Raw genomic sequence first — 15,598 nt, 5'->3', positions numbered from 1 at the left:
GCGGGCTTTTTTTGCGTGCTAACTGGCGGGTCGATCCGAGCCTACAATTCCCGCGATGCTTTCGATGACTTTGTCCGGCTGCCGCTGCCGGCGGCCGACGCAAAACGGGTGGCGGATTGCTTGCCGGGCTTCCGTGTCGCAGCCTTTGCTGCCAGCCGGGTTACCCGAGCATGTGCATTCCGGAACGCCGTACGTACGGCCCTTGCGGTTCGGCTTGCAACAACTCGCCGCTTCTTGAGAGCAGCGTGGCTCGCTTCGGCAACATCAATCTTTCGCACCATTCCGCTGATCGAAGGCGCCAGATCGACCGGAATTTCGGCGATCTGGTCTTCCTTCGACAGGCCACCTACTCCTTCACATGGCGCCTTATCTGGCAGGTCCGTCGGCATGTGGACAGTGTTGTTTGCGTCCGTCCAGGCCTCGGCCTTGTTGCCAGTGATGATCTTGACGTAAGCGCGCGTTTCCTTCGGCAACGCGCCGCGCCGCGATAACCACTTCTCGATCCTGCCGCCGCCCGCATTGTAGGCTGCCGCCGCAAGCCCGAGATTTCCGAACTGATTATAAAGCTTGCGAAGAAATCTTGCCGACGCAGGAATCGCCTGCAGCGGATCGAACGGGTCTTTCAAGCCCATTTCGACCGCCGTTCGCGGCATGAATTGCGCAATGCCCTGCGCGCCTGCCGAACTAACCTCCGCCACTTTAAACCTGCTTTCCTGCCAGAGCAGGCGCACGAGAAACCCGATCGGAATATCGTGTTCCTCAGCGGCACTTCTGACCGCTTCACATATCGGGTTCGCTGGCGCGGCCTCCTCCTTTATCGAGGCGACCGCATGAGCCGCGGCATCGGCTGTCGTTGCCGACTCGTACGGCGCCGTGACGACGTTTGTTGCATCCGGTTCTTGCGAATGCTCGACCGACGCGGTCACAGTTCCTGTGTGAGATTTCGATGTCGTGGCAGGTTCCGATTGCGCTTCGGCGACAACGAAAGATGGTTCCATCCATACTGACTTGATTCCGGAACTTTCAAAATCCACCGCGATCACGAACACAGCAATCACGGCGGCGAAAAGATATCGCATCAACTTCCATCCATTTCTGTGAAGGCCGGTCGGATAGAAGTTGGATGTGGAGATTTCGCGGATGAACTACGGCAGAGCGGTGTTCTTTGTGGCCGTAATTCTACCGAGAGGAACTTTCAGAAATGCGCGTTCCCGGGCCGGTCGCCTACATAGCTCTTTACGCCGCGTTGTACGCGGCGTTCGGCGTGGCATCGCCGTTCTGGCCGAGGTTTTTTGAAACCAGAGCGCTCACGTTCGAGCAGATCGGCTTGATACTGGCGGCTGCGTTGCTGGCGCGTCTTGTCGCCGGTCCACTCGTCGGGATGTTTGCAGATTTCCTGCAAGCATTGCGCCTCGTGCTCGCACTCTGCGCCGCCCTGGCAGCAGCAACGGCTGTGGCGTTGCTGTGGGCCGATGGCTTTTGGCTGTTGCTGCTTCTGGCGCTGGTTCAAGCAGTGGCACTAGCTCCGACGACGTCGATAGCCGACGCGTTGTCGGTCAACGCGGCCAGGCCGCAGATCGCCGGGCGGCCGTTCGAATACGGCTGGATCCGCGGTTCGGCATCGGCGGCTTTCGTCTGCGGCACGCTGATCATCGGGCAACTCATAACGTCCACTGACCTGACACGCGTGATCTGGCTGAACGCAGCCCTGCTTGTCGCTGCCGCAGGGGCAACCGCGCTGGTACCCAGGGTTTCAGCTCCATCGGCGCCGCATACCGGCGTATTGCAGCTTGGGAGCGAGGTTCGTGGACTGCTTGGAATCGCGCGATTCCGAATCCTGATCCTCGTCTCGGCTCTGATCTATGGCAGCCACGCCATGCATGACGCCTTTGCGGTGATCCGATGGAGCAATGCCGGAATAGACACCTCCGTCATAAGCGTCTTGTGGTCGGAGGCCGTCGCCGCAGAAGTCATCGTGTTCTTTTTGATCGGACCGGCCTTGCTCAACCGGCTCGGCGCGCGTGGTGCGGCGGCGTTGGCGGCAGCAGCCGGAATCGTCCGCTGGTCGGTCGCGGGGACGACGACTTCTGTCGTGGCGCTCGCGTTGGTGCAGCCGCTGCACGGATTGACGTTCGCGCTGCTGCATCTTTCTTGCATGCGGTTGATGGCAGCTCTTGTTCCCGCCAGAATGGCCGCAACGGCTCAAGCAATCTACGCGTTTGGTTCGGGCGTGGTGACGGCCGCACTGACGCTGCTTTCAGGGCTTTTCTATGCCAGGTATGGCGGAGGGGCGTTCGTTGCGATGGCGGTGCTCTGCGGCTTCGCGTTGCCGCTCGCCTGGTTTGGCTTTACCAATGCTCGGGATATCTCTGCCCGCGCACGCTGAGTTGCGGTAGAATCCGCGTCGCGAAAACCAGGTCGATCTCTCTCGAAGGTTTGCCAATTGGTCTCGGAAAGCGATCTAGACGCTACTCTCGATGCCGTCAGGGCCGGCGCCGCCGGGCCGGCTGAGGGCATTTTTGGCCCGGAGTCGATGACGTGGCGGATCGACAGGGAAGCCGTGATCTTTCTGGGAGCCGGCCGCGCCTTGCTGCTTCAACTGGCGCATCCCTGGGTCGCGACCGCCGTTGCCGAGCACTCGCGCACCTTTACCGATCCGGTCGGCCGCTTTCATCGAACCTTTGAGCTGATGTTTACAATGGTGTTCGGTTCGCTCGATGGCGCGACTGCCGCGGCCCGGCGTCTGCATCGGCGGCACGCGATGATCTCCGGCGTGCTGCCCGAGGCGAGCGGCCGCTTCGCCCAAGGCTCATCCTACAATGCCAACGACATCGCCGCGCTGCGCTGGGTTCACGCCACCCTTGTCGAAACCGCCGCCATCGCGCACGATCTCGTCTTGCCTCCGCTCTCGCCCGAACAGCGCGAGCAATATTGGGCCGAAAGCCGGCTGTTCGGCGCATTGTTCGGGCTGAGACCTGCAGACCTGCCGGCGGATTGGTCATCGTTCGCCGACTACAACGCCGCGATGGCTCGATCGGATACCTTGTCCGTCAGCACCGCGGCGCGTGACGTGGCCCACCACATCTTGACCGGCGCACGTCCGGGGTTGCGGCCGCCGCGCTGGTACGTGGCCCTGAGTGCACAGATGTTGCCTGAGCGGCTGCGCACAGGCTTCGGCCTCGATCTCGACGAACGCGATCAGAGAGCCGCCGATCGCGCGCTCAAGTGGATACGCCGCCTGTATCCGCACTTGCCAACCCGCCTCCGCTACGTCGGCCCCTATCACGAAGCGCAAGCGCGGCTGCAAGGAAAGCCGCGGCTCGAGCTGGCTACCCGGTGGCTCAATCGGGCGTGGACCGGGCGACCGCGGTTGGATGATCGTCGGGAGAAGTGAGGCCGGTGGGCATCGGCGTGTCATCTGCGGTAAGAGATCTGCCCGCCGACGATTCCGGAAAACGAAACCCTGCAGAACTGGATTTGAGACCGATGGACGAGGACGACCCGAGTGACGAGATTTCGCGGATCGAAGCGCGGCTTGAGGAACTGGCCGAGGTCGCCGAGCGGTGCCGCAAGATCACGCTGGTCTCGAAGTCGGCGATCGCGCTCGGTGCCGGATTGATGCTCGTCACGATGCTTGGCCTGCTCGGGTCCAATCAGGTCGCAGCCCTGGGCTCGATTGCCGCGGTGCTGGGCGGCATCGTGTCGCTCGGCTCGAACGTCAGCACCTTGCGGCAGACCATGGCCGCCATCAGCAAGGCCGAGGCGCTTCGTTCCGATCTGATCGGCAGGATCGATCTTCGCGTGGTCGGCGACGAAATGAGGAAACGGATCTGAGTTGGTCTTTCGAAGCGAGAATCAGACAGCCAGCGTAAACGCCTCGTGCACGGAGGATTGGACCGCGCCGCCCGTCACGGCGCCTCCGCCCGCAACGTAGATGGTATCGCCGATCGTGGTGGCGCCGACCGCGTGCCGCGGTGTCAGCATCGGCGCATGAGATTGCCAGGTATTCTCTTGCGGATCGTAACTCTCCATCTGACCGAATACGACGCCTTGCGAGATCTGGCCTCTTTCCTGCACGCCGTATTCGCCGCCCATCGCGAACAGGCGGTCGCGGTAAACGACGAGGCCGTGGCCCGAACGCGCCGTGGGCAGCGGCGCGCGCTCCTTCCAGGTGTCTGATACAGGCAGATAAACGTGGTGAAGGTCGGTGTTGTATTCAAAGGTGTTGAAGCGGCCACCGATGATGTGGATCATGCCGTTATAGGCGACAGCGCCGACATGGTCGCGCGCGGCGGGGAGCGCTTTCCGAATTTCCCATTTGTCGGTTTGCGGATCATAGACCTCATGCCAGCCGACACTGGCGCGCTCGTTGGTGGGCGCGCCGGCGCCGCCGATCAGATGTATCTTGCCATCGAGTGCGACTGCCGCGGCAGCGCCACGCGAGCGCGGCAAAGGCGCGATCGTCGTCCACTTGTCGGCGGCCACGTCGTAGAAAAACGCATTCGGGTCGGGATTGCGGTTCTGCTCGATGAAGCCGCCGAGCGCGTAGACGCGCCCCGCATCCGCCACGACGGCGACGTGGTTGGCACCGCGCGGCAATGGCGCGCCGTTGAACCATCGATCGTCCTTCGGATCGTAGACATGGTGATAGGCGCGATCGACACGGCCTTCGCCGTAGCCGCCGACAATATGCATGCGCCCCGCCCAGGCGGTGGCCCAGGCCATTTCGCTTCGCGGCAGCGGCAACGCCGCCTTCGGCGTCCAGCGCCCCTGCGGGCCCTGCGGCGCGGGACTGTCCACCTTTCGCTGGGCAATCTGCTCGGTGGTGAGGTGATGCGGCGTGCCGCCCTGAAGCCGAGCAAACGGATCGGAGGAGGGCGCTGCTTCAGGCAGCGCTGTGCCTGACGGCGTGCCATGGCCCGCATGCTGGGCGAGCGCCGGCGCGCAACCGAGTGTCGCGCCGGCAGCCACGGTAACGAAGGCTCTCCTGTTCAGGCGCGGCAGATCGGATGAAGACATGAGAGCTCCTGGGCTAGAGGCGCTGGATCATCGATGGTCGTAACAAAGGCGAGTGCGGTCAAGACAACAACTCCGTGAACTACGGTGGCCCGGATCCTGCTTTGACAGGTTCGCGCTTAGGTGATCCATTTCCTTGATCGAGAGTGACGAGGCATTTGGCACCAGTTAAGGGAGTCGGCCCCATGAAAGAACGGGAACTGCGAGACCTGATTGCAGACGTCAAGACCGGCCGGTTGTCGCGGCGGGCCTTTGTCCAGCGAATGATCGCCGCAGGCCTTTCGGCGCCGATGGCCGGGATGATGCTGAGCCAGTCGGGGGTCGCGATGGCTGCGACCGCGCTTCCCTACAAGCCGACCAAGGCCGGCGGCGGCGGCGTGCTGAAACTGATGTATTGGCAGGCCATCACCCTGCTCAATCCCCATTTCGCCGTCGGCACCAAGGATCAGGAAGGCTCCCGGATCTTCTACGAGCCGCTGGCGGGATGGGATGGCGACGGCAATCTGGTTCCGATCCTCGCGGCCGAGGTTCCGAGCAAGGAGAACGATGGATTGTCCGAGGACGGCCGCTCGGTGGTCTGGAAGCTGAAGCGCGGCGTCAAATGGCATGACGGCATGCCGTTCACGGCCGACGATGTCGTCTTCACCTGGGAATATGCCAAAACACCGGAGACCGCAGCGGTCTCGATTGCCAACTACAAGGACATCACGGTCGAGAAGATCGACGACTTCACCGTCCGCCTCACCTTTGCCAAGCCGACGCCGTTCTGGGCCGATGCCTTCGTTGGCAATTACGGCACGATCATCCCGAAGCATCTGTTCAAGGATTACGTCGGCGCCAAGTCGCGCGAGGCGCCGAACAATCTGAAGCCGGTCGGCACCGGCCCATATCTGTTCGTGGATTTCAAGCCGGGCGACATGCTTCGCGCCAGGATCAACCCCAACTACCACGTCGCCAACCGGCCGCATTTCGATGAGGTGGAGGTCAAGGGCGGCGGCGACGCGGTATCGGCGGCGCGCGCGGTGCTGCAGACCGGCGAATATGACTATGCCTGGAACATGCAGGTCGAAGACGAGATCCTGCTGAGGCTGGAGGCTGTCGGAAAGGGCAAGGTGAGCATCACCCCGTCAGGCAATGTCGAATTCATCCAGCTCAACTCGACTGATCCCGCGGTCGAGGTCGACGGCGAGCGCGCCAGCATAAAGACCAAACATCCGCTGTTCAGCGATCCGGCCGTCCGCCAGGCCATCAATCTATTGATCGATCGTGCGTCGATCGAGAAACACATCTATGGCCGCACGGCGCGGGCCACCGCGAACTTCCTCAACAATCCAGAACGCTTCCGGTCTAAAAACACCAAATTCGAATTCAACATCGAGAAGGCTAACCAGATCCTCGAGACCGCCGGCTGGAAAAAGGGCGGCGACGGTATTCGCGCCAAGGACGGCAAGCCGCTGAAGTTCGTATTCCAGACCTCGATCAATGCGCCCAGGCAGAAGACCCAGGCGATCGTCAAGCAGGCGTGCCAGAAAGCGGGCATCGACGTCGAACTGAAGTCGGTGGTGGGATCGGTGTTCTTCTCCTCCGACACCGCCAATCCCGACACCTACACGCATTTCTATTGCGACGCGCAGATGTACAACACCACCATGCCGCAGGCCGATCCGCAGTTCTTCATGAACCAGTACACGTCGTGGCAGGTGGCGAACAAGGAAAACAAGTGGCAGGGGCGCAATGTCTCGCGCTGGCAAAGCAAGGAATACGACGAGATCTACAAGCAGGTCGAGCGGGAGCTCGACGTGGTGAAGCGCGCGGCGCTATTCATCAAGCTCAACGACCTCGTCGTGTCAGACAATTACATCCAGCCCATCGTCTCCCGGACCCGGGTCGCGGCGCTCGGCGGCAAGCTGACCGCGCATATCTCGGGCTGGGACAACGATCTATGGCAGCTCGCGAGCTGGTATCGGGAGGGGTGAGGCGAGGCTTTCGGAGGTGCTTCGCGATTCTCCGCTAACTCCGTCAGCTTGCGTGGTCATGCGACCGAGCAGCCGCTCGATCATCCCGGCGTGACCAAAGCTCAAGCCGATCGAGGATGCTTAGGAGCTCGGTGCCCTTGAGCGAGAGCGAGTAGGTCACGCGCCGTGGGAAGGCTGTGGTTGGGGAGCGCAGCACCAAGCCTCGATCTTCAAGCCCATCCAAACGCTCAGAAAGCACCTTCGGAGATACGCCCGGTAGAAGCTCCGCCAACTCTCCGTGCCGCTTCGGACCGTCCTTCAGGTGCCAGAGTACAAGTGCGTTCCACCGGTGGCCCAGGAAGGCCAGCCAATCCTCGACCGGGCAATCTGCCGGGCGACGCGGTTGCGGATTGTCGAGTTCTAATCGTAGCGCAGCAGATGACAATGCGGCTTCCTTCCCGTTTGGTTAGCACTGAAGGGGCGTGCTTTCTTTCTTCTCCCCAATGAGGAGATGAGACATGACCGTGACTGAGCCAGCCCGGATGAACGAGGCATTCGCTCAAGCTTTCAACAGCCGTAACATAGACAATCTGCTCGCGCTTTACGAGGTGGATGCCGTCCTGCGCGTGGATGCAAGCGAGCGAAGTCTGATAGGGCTCGACGCGATCGCTGGTGAGTTGCAGCGGCTGCTGCAAGCGCCCGGCACAATGACGTCGCGCAACAACTTTTGCGTCCAGCACAGTGACGTCGCTCTGCTGCGCGCAGATTGGGAGATGCGCACCCAGGACGGCTCCATCGTGGCGTCCGGCAGCTCGGTCGAGTTGGTTCGCCGCCAGTCCGATGGCACCTGGCGCTACGTCATCGACCACGGAGCGGGCGCCGCCCTGCCACGCATCATCTAAGTGGAATGGCGATCATGCGAGTTACGGTGCCTGATCGCAGATGATGCCAGCGAAGGCGTGACGCGCCGCGGCAATGAACGCTCTCCCGTTCAGGCGCGCCAGATGGTTGCCGAGTTGCAGGTGACCTGCATCGCAACTGTTAGCTACCTCACACGTGAAGACTACAGAACGCTGTAAGCTCTTCACGGTTCGCCGTGAGCGGTAATGCTCCGGCTGCGCAAGCGAATATCGATAGTGCGGACAGCGCGTCCGGCCGGTTGTCACTGGCCGGGCGATCGGATCATCGTGCCGAAGGGGCAGATCTGGGCCGGCCAATGAGCAGCAAACCGAGGCCGAGGACGCAACGATCGGCGAAGAGGAAACCGGCAACAGGCACACCAACGGGGGAGCGCGCAATGGGTCAAATCGGCAGGTCTACCGACCCCTCAACGGCTGACAATCGCGACGACGTTGCAGGCAGCGAGGTCGCTTCGTTCCGCTACAACAATCCCGGCGCTCAATATCCCAGCGCGCGCGCCGCGCGGTTCGGCCAGACCGGCTATGGCATCATCGGCGGCGGCCACAAGATCGCGCGCTTTCCCTCGCCGGTGAACGGCGCCGCCTCGAACTTCGACCTGTTGTCGCGCAGCTATGTCGGCATGCGGATCGGCGAGGCCGGAACGAAGTGGACCGGCGCCCACGGTTTCGGCGTGCCGGGCTATGACGCGAACGCCATCCTGACAAAGGAGATGGTCGACGATCCCGTGCAGGCGATTGCCCTGCTGAAAGCCATCGCAGGGCGCGAGTCGGGCAAAGGCAATAACCTGACCGAGGAGCAGTGGCGTCAGGCCCATCAAATGTACAAAGCCGGCAGCGCCGACGCCTTCCTAAATGGTCTGCCGGCGATAGCCGTTGTCCAGCCACCCGCGAGCGGTGTGCCTTCGGGGGCGGGCCTGGTGCAGCGCGCCCGCGCCCATATCGGCGAGCAATACGTCAACACGCAGGTGCCGAAGGACGATCCGGATTGGCATGGCCCGTGGGACTGCGCCGAGTTTGTCTCGTGGCTGGTCTATCAGGAAGCCGGCACGCTTTACGGCTGCGTTGACCACACGGCACAGCCGGCGAAGGCCGATGCCTATACCGGCGCCTGGAAGACTGACCTCGAGCGGCTGGGAAAACGCGTTTCGGTGGAGGAGGCAGCCGCGACCGTCGGCGGCATCGTGCTCCGCTATCCGCCGGGTCCGGGCAAGATGGGCCACATCGCAGTATGCGACGGCAATGGCGGTACCATCGAGGCAAAGGGCCGGCGTTACGGCGTGGTGGCCGACACGGTGCATGGCCGCGGCTGGCACACCGGCATCCTGGTTCCCGGCATCTCCTATGACAGTGCCGCGCCGATCAAGGTCAACCCGCCTGCCGTCATCTACGAGCTCGGCGCGCCAAACATGGATATGGCCGTGGTTGCGCGCATTCAGGCGGCACTGGCCGCCAAAGGCTTCGATCCCGGTCTGATCGACGGCGAGTTCGGATTGAACACGCAAGCCGCCGTGCTGCGTTTCCAGGAAGCCGAGGGCATGGTCGTCGATGGCGCGGTCGGGCCGGAGACGGCGGCGGCGCTCGGCGTTTCGCTTGCGGCCGAAACGGTCAAGCCCGGTGTCGCGGTGGTGGAGACGGGTCCGGCCGCTGGCGCTCCCGCGCTCGACCTGCAGCACCTGCTCCCGCTCATTCTCATGTTGCTATCGAAGGAGAAACCGATGGCCGCCGATCCTGCCAAGCCGGGCCAAGGCCTCGAACTGCTGCTGCCGCTGATTCTGCAGTCGGCGCTCACCGGCAAGCAGCTCGACATCGCGCAGCTTCTTACCGTGCTTGCGACCGGCAAGCCGGCGCCGGCGGTCGCGCCGATTGCCAACGCGCCGGTGCTCGCGCAACCGGTCAACACCGTCCCGGCGCCGGTCGTCTCGCAGCCGGCAACGCCGCAACAGCCTGGCGCCGCTGCGCCGGTCGATCTCATCACCGTGCTGATGCCGCTGCTGTACGAGCGGCTGACCGGCAAGCCATTCCCGGTACCGAAAAACCGGACAAGCCCGCCGAGCCGCTCGCGCCGGCCATGTCGCGGCCGAGCGTACAGCTTTCTGCCGGCATGCTCGGCATCGTCACCCTGCTGCAGTCGGCCGGCATTCTCAATCTGCCCTTCAATCTGGGAGTGATCGCCGGTCAGGCGCCAACCACAACCGCGCCAGTCTCAGGCTCGACCATGGCAACCTTGATTCCGATCATCACCGGCGTGATCGGCGCCACCGGCGGCTTCGGCGCGCTCGGCGGAATCGCATCGAAGCTGCTCGGCGGGCTGATCGGCGCGTTCGGGAAGAAATGAGGGAAGGCCGGAGGTTGGAAGAGTAAACCTCGGTGCGTCCGCTACCCGCTGCTCGGGAGTTGTGCTCGCCGCTGGTGCCATGACACCTGTTCGGGGCATTGAACCTTTCGGTCCGCGCCAAGACACATCCACGCCTACAACAGTGCTTGCCGCAGGGCGCGTCTTTTCATGGAAGATCCTGCAGTTTTTCTCAGCCGTCTCGCAAGGTTCGCGCTGATACCGATCGGGCTGCTGCTGCTGCTCGGCGCGGGCTTTAGCGTCTGGAGCACGAAAGCGTGGCTCGCCCGCGCCGTTGAAACACAGGGTACCGTGATCGAGATGCTGCGCGTGCGCGACAGCGAGAACAAGGGCTATCTCTTTACGCCAATTGTGCGTTTCGACACCATTGACGGCAGGACCGTCGAATTCCAGTCCGGCCTGCGAACCAATCCGCCCCTTTACCGCACCGGGCAGGAAGTGCCTGTTGTTTACGATCCCGGCGTGCCGGAATCGGCCGCCATCCTGGGCGTGCTGCCGCTTTGGATGATGCCGATCATCCTGGCTTTCATCGGGTCGATTTTCCTGTTCGTCGCAACGGTCATGATCGTGCTGATCAAGAGGGTGGCGCGGGCTCTCGACCAGCCATCGCATCTGGCGGATGTGGCTGGTTCGCCGGGGCGGCGGCAAGTCGCCGTCCCCAATAGGACACGTTCATGATCGCGCTTCCGTTCGGTCATCGGCAGGCAGCCCGGCCGGGCCATGCCATGGTGCTAGCGCTTGCGCTGATGTTGCCCGGTGCCGGCGCATCCGAGGCCGCACCTTCCGACAATCGCGCAAAGCTCTGGCACACCTGCCAGACGAACGACGGCGAGGCCGGGGTCACAGCTTGTATGGCGATCATCAACACGCGCGGCATTCCAAAACGCGAGCGCGCTACTGCCTACTACAATCGGTGCTACAAGTTCATCCTGCGGCACGACTACAGCAATGCACTGGCGAACTGCGACCGGTCACTTGAAGATAACCCATCCTTCGTCGACGCCTGGCTGAACCGGAGCACGATCCGCAGTGGACTCGGCCAATTCGATCTCGCGATCAAGGACGCCACCCAGGCGTTCGCCATGGCGAACAGCAATTCCGACCGCGCCGGAGCGCTGCGCAATCGCGCCGCGGCGTTCGTCCGGCGTGGCAACATCGCGGAGAGTCGGGCCGATCTCGACCAGGCGGCCAGGCTGCAACCTGGCGATGTCTACAATTTCATTAATCAAGCTGACTTCCTGCTGCAACTCGGCCGTCCCGATGAGGCGCTCCAACAGGTTGCGCGGGCTCGCGCCACCCGGGCCACCAGCAATTTTTCGCAGCAGAAGATGTACTCCGACATTGGCCTGCTGCACGGCAAATCCCTCGTGGCGATGAAGCGCTATTCGGAATCCCTTCCTGTGCTGGGTGCGCTGCTCAAGATCGACCCGAACAATGCGGAAGCGTTTGCCCTCAAGAGCGTGGCATTGGCCCGAACGAACAATGTCACGGCCGCACGGGATGCGCTGTCCACAGCGCGCCGGCTGCCGCTGTCCAGCCCCGACGCCGCCGACGTGTTCCGCGAGGCGGAGCAGCTTGTGCGCGAGGTGGATAGCGCAATGGCGCCGCCCCGCGGCGAACCGGTCGCGCCGGGCGCAACGCCGTCGCGCGAGCGCAACAATCGGGTTGCGCTGGTGATCGGCAATGCCGCCTATCAGAACGTTTCACCCCTCAAGAATGCGGGCCGCGACGCTGAAGCGCTGGCGGCGGAATTCGACTCGCTTGGCTTCCGCAAGGTGACGCTGCTGCGCGATCAGACGCGCGAACAGATGTTTGCCGCCCTGCGAGCCTTCGCCAGAGAGGCGGAAACGTCTGACTGGGCCGTCATCTATTTTGCCGGCCACGGACTCGAGATGGGCGGAATCAACTGGCTCGCACCTGTCGATGCGCAGTTGAAGACCGATCGCGACGTGCGCCTTGAAGCAGTGTCGATCGACGAACTCAGCACCGCAATCGAAGGCGTGCGGGGATTGCGGCTCATCGTGCTGGATGCATGCCGGGACAATCCTTTCGGGCCGCAGATGCGCTTCACCAACAGCACGCGCTCGCTCGGAACGGGGCTGGCGCGCGTGGAGCCCGAGGGCGGGACCATGATCGCCTATGCGGCGAAAGCCGGTCAGGTGGCGCATGACGGGGACGACGACAACTCTCCGTTCATGAAAGCGCTGCTCAATCGGCTGAAGCAGCCGGGGCTGGAGATCTCCATGCTCTTTCGCTTCGTCCGTGATGATGTGATGACCGCAACCGGACGGCAGCAGGAGCCTTTTGTCTACGGCTCGCTGCCGAGCGAGCCCTTTTATTTCCGTACCGCAGCGACAGCTTCGCGGTGAGGCGTATCAATCGCGCACAGAAAACACGTCCGAGTTGGATAGATAGCTCGTCTGTGGAAAATATGACAAACCCGTTGTGCGCGTGGCACGGTCGATTGAGGGACGATGTCGCTCGTCGTTGCCCTTCGCGCTATGCCGGGCACGCTTCGGCTGCAGCGCCGTGGCTGCGCCACGCGTAGCCCGCGAGGGCGAAGCGTGGTGCCCCTGGCCGGAATCGAACCAGCACTCCTTGCGGAACTCGATTTTGAGTCGAGCGCGTCTACCAGTTCCGCCACAGGGGCCTTCGGTCGCGGGCCGGGAGGCCGGTGCGGCGAAGCCGGCGGAATATAGCGGGCGGCGCTTCCGGGTCAACCCGCGTGGAAGTGATTGTGGGTGTCTCGACACTTGGGCGGTGGCGGGATAGGAGGCTGATGCCTACTTTGAGCATGGACCCATGCTCCGGAGAACATCCGTGACGTCAGATGCCCTCCATTCGTCGCACGCGCGCCATTCCGCCGATCCGGTCGTCGTCGCGGCGCTGGCGATTGCGGTCGTCGCCGCGGCGACGCTGGCAGGCGCCTGGTTCTTCCAGCTCGTGCTGGATATCCGCCCCTGTCCGCTCTGCCTCGAACAGCGCTACGCCTATTATCTGGCGGTCCCGCTCGGCCTCCTGGTCGCCTTTGCCGCCTCGCGCGGGGCGCCGCGGCAGGTAGCGCTGGCCGGGTTTGCCGTGCTGCTGCTCGCGGCGCTCGGCAATGCCTGGCTCGGCGGCTATCACGCCGGCGTCGAATGGCAATTCTGGCAGGGCCCGACCGATTGCTCCGGCCCGCTGGCCGATCTCGGCAGCGCCGGCACGCTGCTGCAGCGTCTCGACACGGTGAAGGTGATCCGTTGTGACGAGGTGCAGTGGCGCTTCCTCGGGCTCTCGCTTGCCGGCTACAATGTGCTGATCTCGCTGGCGATGGCGGCGATCGCCATGTGGGGCATCGTGTCGGCCAAGCGGGCAGCCGCGTAGCGCCGTAGGGTGGGTAAAGGCGCGATAGCGCCGTGCCCACCATTCCAATTCCGGTGCAAGTGATGGTGGGCACGCTTCCGCTTTGCCCACCCTACGAGACTGGCGACTGATTTGCCTGGCGTGCAAACGCAATCTCGATGCAACGCTGCGACAAATCAACACGACGGGCAAATCAATTCTGATTTTCCGAAATCATGTCAAGCCCAGGAAACAAAAGGAATCAAAAATATTCCGCTTTCGTTCGCACCCAAATCAGTCGCATAACTCCGACCGTCTCACGGCAGATGAGGGGCGTTGGCCATCGTCACGAACGTGCGGTGAGATGCGGTGGACGCTGAATGCGCGCTCGACGTACGCGCAGGAAGCGTACGGCGAAGTCGTGTGGTTCGGGCGCCGCGGTGCTGGCGCTAAGTTGGCGGGAATATCCCGTCGGCGACGGAGGCAAAAGAGCCGTTCTCCGGGAAGAGCACGAAGTAAGCCGTAAAGCCATTGCGCAGGGAAGGCCGGGATGCTCCCGCTGTACCTGTATGCTCGTGTGCGTTCTTCCTATGCGCAATTGCACACGAGACCGCGGGTGCGGCGCGCACCCGGTCTTCCCTGCGCCCTCTGAACAAGAGGGCGGGAAGTTCTAAAGCAAACCTCGGGCGCAATGCGTCGCGAGATCGCGAAGTCGTATTCAGTGCGTCGTCCCTGCGAACGCAGGGACCCATAACCACAAATGCGGATTGGGACATGAAGCCGGAGCCGCGATCCCGTCGACAATCGCGAGCGGGATTGGGTCCCTGCATTCGCCGGGACGACGAGTGGATAGGCCGCAAAAGATCGACCTCGTCTAATCGTCCACGTCCTCCTGCGGGCGGCCGAACAGGTGCACGATGCCGGGCGTGGTGATCGAGACGAACACGAAGCGCGACAGATGGTGGGCGCCGACGAAGATCGGATCGATATGCAGCGTGAGCGCCAGCGCCAGCATGGCGTCCATCGCGCCTGGTGCAAACGCCACGACGACGTCGGCGAAGCGCACATCGGTGGCCAGCATGATCACCGTGACGAAAATGGCGGAGATGAGAATCGCGACCGCAAACGAGCCGAGCCCGGCATTGATGTGGCTGAGCAGCGTCGACTTGCTGATCCGCACAAAGCGCGTGCCGATCACGGCGCCGATGCCGACCAGCGCCACGCCGCGCATCCAGGGCGGCAGGCCGCCCTCGATCAGGCCGGTGCCGTGCAGCGCGGCGGAAGCGATCATCGCGCCGAACATCCAGCTCGCCGGAAATTTGGCGAGCCGCAGCAGCAGCGCGACGGCGATGGCAGCGGCCGCCAGCACGCCGAGCTCGAGCGGCGAGGCGACGACGAGGCTGATCAGCTCCATGGGCGCGCTCGGCGCCACGCCGGTGAAGGCGAGCAGCAGCGGCAGGGCGGCGGTCAGGATGATTACGCGCATGGTTTGCACCACGGCGATTGCCGCGACATCTGCGCCCTTCTCGGCGGCGAGCACGGTGATCTGCGACAGCGCACCGGGACTTCCCGCCAGCAGCGCCGAGGTCTGGTCCCAGCCGTGTACGCGCTGCAGATAGAAACTCGAGCCGAAGGTCGAGCAGAACGTCGCCAGCGCCAACAGGCCGATGGTCAGGGGATAGGCGCTGATGTGCTGGATCAATTGCCGCGACACCAGCGAGCCCAGCATGATGCCGAGCAGCACCAAAACGCTCTGCGTCAGGATCGCCGGCATGGTGACCGGCCGCCCTGCCAGCGCGGCGATGCCCACCGCGGCCATCGCGCCGGAAATCAGCCCGCCCGGCAGGTTGAGCCACAGAAACAAGAGGCCGCCGGCGGCGCCGATGACGAGCGTCTCGAGCGTGCCGAGAATCTTGGCGCGGTCGGACATGGCGGAGGATATAGAGGCGGGGATCAGGCTCACGCCGCCTTATGGCAAATCCGCTTGCACCGGACAAATGCGCCACGCGATTGCAGCAATGCAGGGAGGAGGC

At 63.4% G+C, this 15,598-nt stretch carries 13 protein-coding genes and 1 tRNA gene; 9 read left to right on the top strand and 5 right to left on the bottom strand.

Going from position 1 to position 15,598, the window contains the following annotated elements:
- Window positions 1-41: 41 nt before the first annotated feature.
- Window positions 42-998 (bottom strand): lytic transglycosylase domain-containing protein, encoded by a 957-nt coding sequence (locus ACFXS9_RS30150; RefSeq protein ID WP_392700093.1) that lies wholly within the window; start codon window positions 996-998, stop codon window positions 42-44.
- 203 nt (window positions 999-1,201) lie between these two features.
- Between ACFXS9_RS30150 and ACFXS9_RS30145 the strand changes: the two genes are divergently transcribed.
- From ACFXS9_RS30145 to ACFXS9_RS30135, 3 genes are all read left to right on the top strand, one after another.
- Window positions 1,202-2,386: an MFS transporter gene (locus ACFXS9_RS30145; protein ID WP_392695195.1), complete on the top strand. Its 1,185-nt coding sequence runs from the start codon at window positions 1,202-1,204 to the stop codon at window positions 2,384-2,386.
- Between the two features lie 57 nt (window positions 2,387-2,443).
- On the top strand, window positions 2,444-3,394 hold the full coding sequence (locus ACFXS9_RS30140) for an oxygenase MpaB family protein (protein ID WP_392695192.1): 951 nt from the start codon (window positions 2,444-2,446) through the stop codon (window positions 3,392-3,394).
- Window positions 3,395-3,486: 92 nt separating this feature from the next.
- The gene (locus ACFXS9_RS30135; protein ID WP_392695189.1) at window positions 3,487-3,834 is read left to right on the top strand and encodes a hypothetical protein; all 348 of its coding nucleotides are present in this window, start codon (window positions 3,487-3,489) and stop codon (window positions 3,832-3,834) included.
- A gap of 21 nt (window positions 3,835-3,855) precedes the next feature.
- Here ACFXS9_RS30135 and ACFXS9_RS30130 read toward each other — a convergent pair whose 3' ends face one another.
- Window positions 3,856-5,019 (bottom strand): Kelch repeat-containing protein, encoded by a 1,164-nt coding sequence (locus ACFXS9_RS30130; RefSeq protein WP_392695186.1) that lies wholly within the window; start codon window positions 5,017-5,019, stop codon window positions 3,856-3,858.
- A gap of 182 nt (window positions 5,020-5,201) precedes the next feature.
- On the opposite strand from ACFXS9_RS30130, the gene ACFXS9_RS30125 reads away from it, so the two are divergent.
- On the top strand, window positions 5,202-6,992 hold the full coding sequence (locus tag ACFXS9_RS30125; protein WP_392695184.1) for a peptide ABC transporter substrate-binding protein: 1,791 nt from the start codon (window positions 5,202-5,204) through the stop codon (window positions 6,990-6,992).
- Window positions 6,993-7,035: 43 nt separating this feature from the next.
- Here ACFXS9_RS30125 and ACFXS9_RS30120 read toward each other — a convergent pair whose 3' ends face one another.
- Complete coding sequence (locus tag ACFXS9_RS30120; RefSeq protein WP_392695181.1) at window positions 7,036-7,416, bottom strand: winged helix-turn-helix transcriptional regulator; 381 nt, start codon at window positions 7,414-7,416, stop codon at window positions 7,036-7,038.
- A gap of 73 nt (window positions 7,417-7,489) precedes the next feature.
- Between ACFXS9_RS30120 and ACFXS9_RS30115 the strand changes: the two genes are divergently transcribed.
- The 4 genes from ACFXS9_RS30115 (at window position 7,490) to ACFXS9_RS30100 (ending at window position 12,613) form a co-directional block, all read left to right on the top strand.
- Window positions 7,490-7,873, top strand: coding sequence for a YybH family protein (locus ACFXS9_RS30115; RefSeq protein ID WP_392695179.1), 384 nt, complete (start codon window positions 7,490-7,492; stop codon window positions 7,871-7,873).
- A gap of 395 nt (window positions 7,874-8,268) precedes the next feature.
- Complete coding sequence (locus tag ACFXS9_RS30110; RefSeq protein ID WP_392695176.1) at window positions 8,269-10,059, top strand: peptidoglycan-binding protein; 1,791 nt, start codon at window positions 8,269-8,271, stop codon at window positions 10,057-10,059.
- 335 nt (window positions 10,060-10,394) lie between these two features.
- A complete protein-coding gene (locus tag ACFXS9_RS30105) occupies window positions 10,395-10,922 on the top strand; it encodes a DUF3592 domain-containing protein (RefSeq protein ID WP_392695174.1) in 528 nt (175 codons plus the stop codon).
- On the top strand, window positions 10,919-12,613 hold the full coding sequence (locus ACFXS9_RS30100; RefSeq protein WP_392695172.1) for a caspase family protein: 1,695 nt from the start codon (window positions 10,919-10,921) through the stop codon (window positions 12,611-12,613). Before ACFXS9_RS30105 ends, ACFXS9_RS30100 begins: the two co-directional genes overlap by 4 nt.
- 196 nt (window positions 12,614-12,809) lie before the next feature.
- Here the strand turns inward: ACFXS9_RS30100 and ACFXS9_RS30095 are convergent.
- Window positions 12,810-12,894, bottom strand: a tRNA-Leu gene (locus tag ACFXS9_RS30095).
- Between the two features lie 152 nt (window positions 12,895-13,046).
- Between ACFXS9_RS30095 and ACFXS9_RS30090 the strand changes: the two genes are divergently transcribed.
- Window positions 13,047-13,607, top strand: a complete 561-nt coding sequence (locus ACFXS9_RS30090) for a disulfide bond formation protein B (protein WP_392695169.1) — start codon at window positions 13,047-13,049, stop codon at window positions 13,605-13,607.
- 832 nt (window positions 13,608-14,439) lie between these two features.
- Here the strand turns inward: ACFXS9_RS30090 and ACFXS9_RS30085 are convergent.
- Window positions 14,440-15,528 (bottom strand): AbrB family transcriptional regulator, encoded by a 1,089-nt coding sequence (locus ACFXS9_RS30085; protein ID WP_392695167.1) that lies wholly within the window; start codon window positions 15,526-15,528, stop codon window positions 14,440-14,442.
- Window positions 15,529-15,598: the final 70 nt, after the last annotated feature.

The sequence above is a fragment of the Bradyrhizobium sp. RDI18 genome, from assembly GCF_043203335.1.
Taxonomy (GTDB): Bacteria; Pseudomonadota; Alphaproteobacteria; order Rhizobiales; family Xanthobacteraceae; genus Bradyrhizobium; species Bradyrhizobium retamae.
Note: the sequence above shows the minus strand (reverse complement) of the source record. Positions and strands in the feature narration are given on the sequence as shown.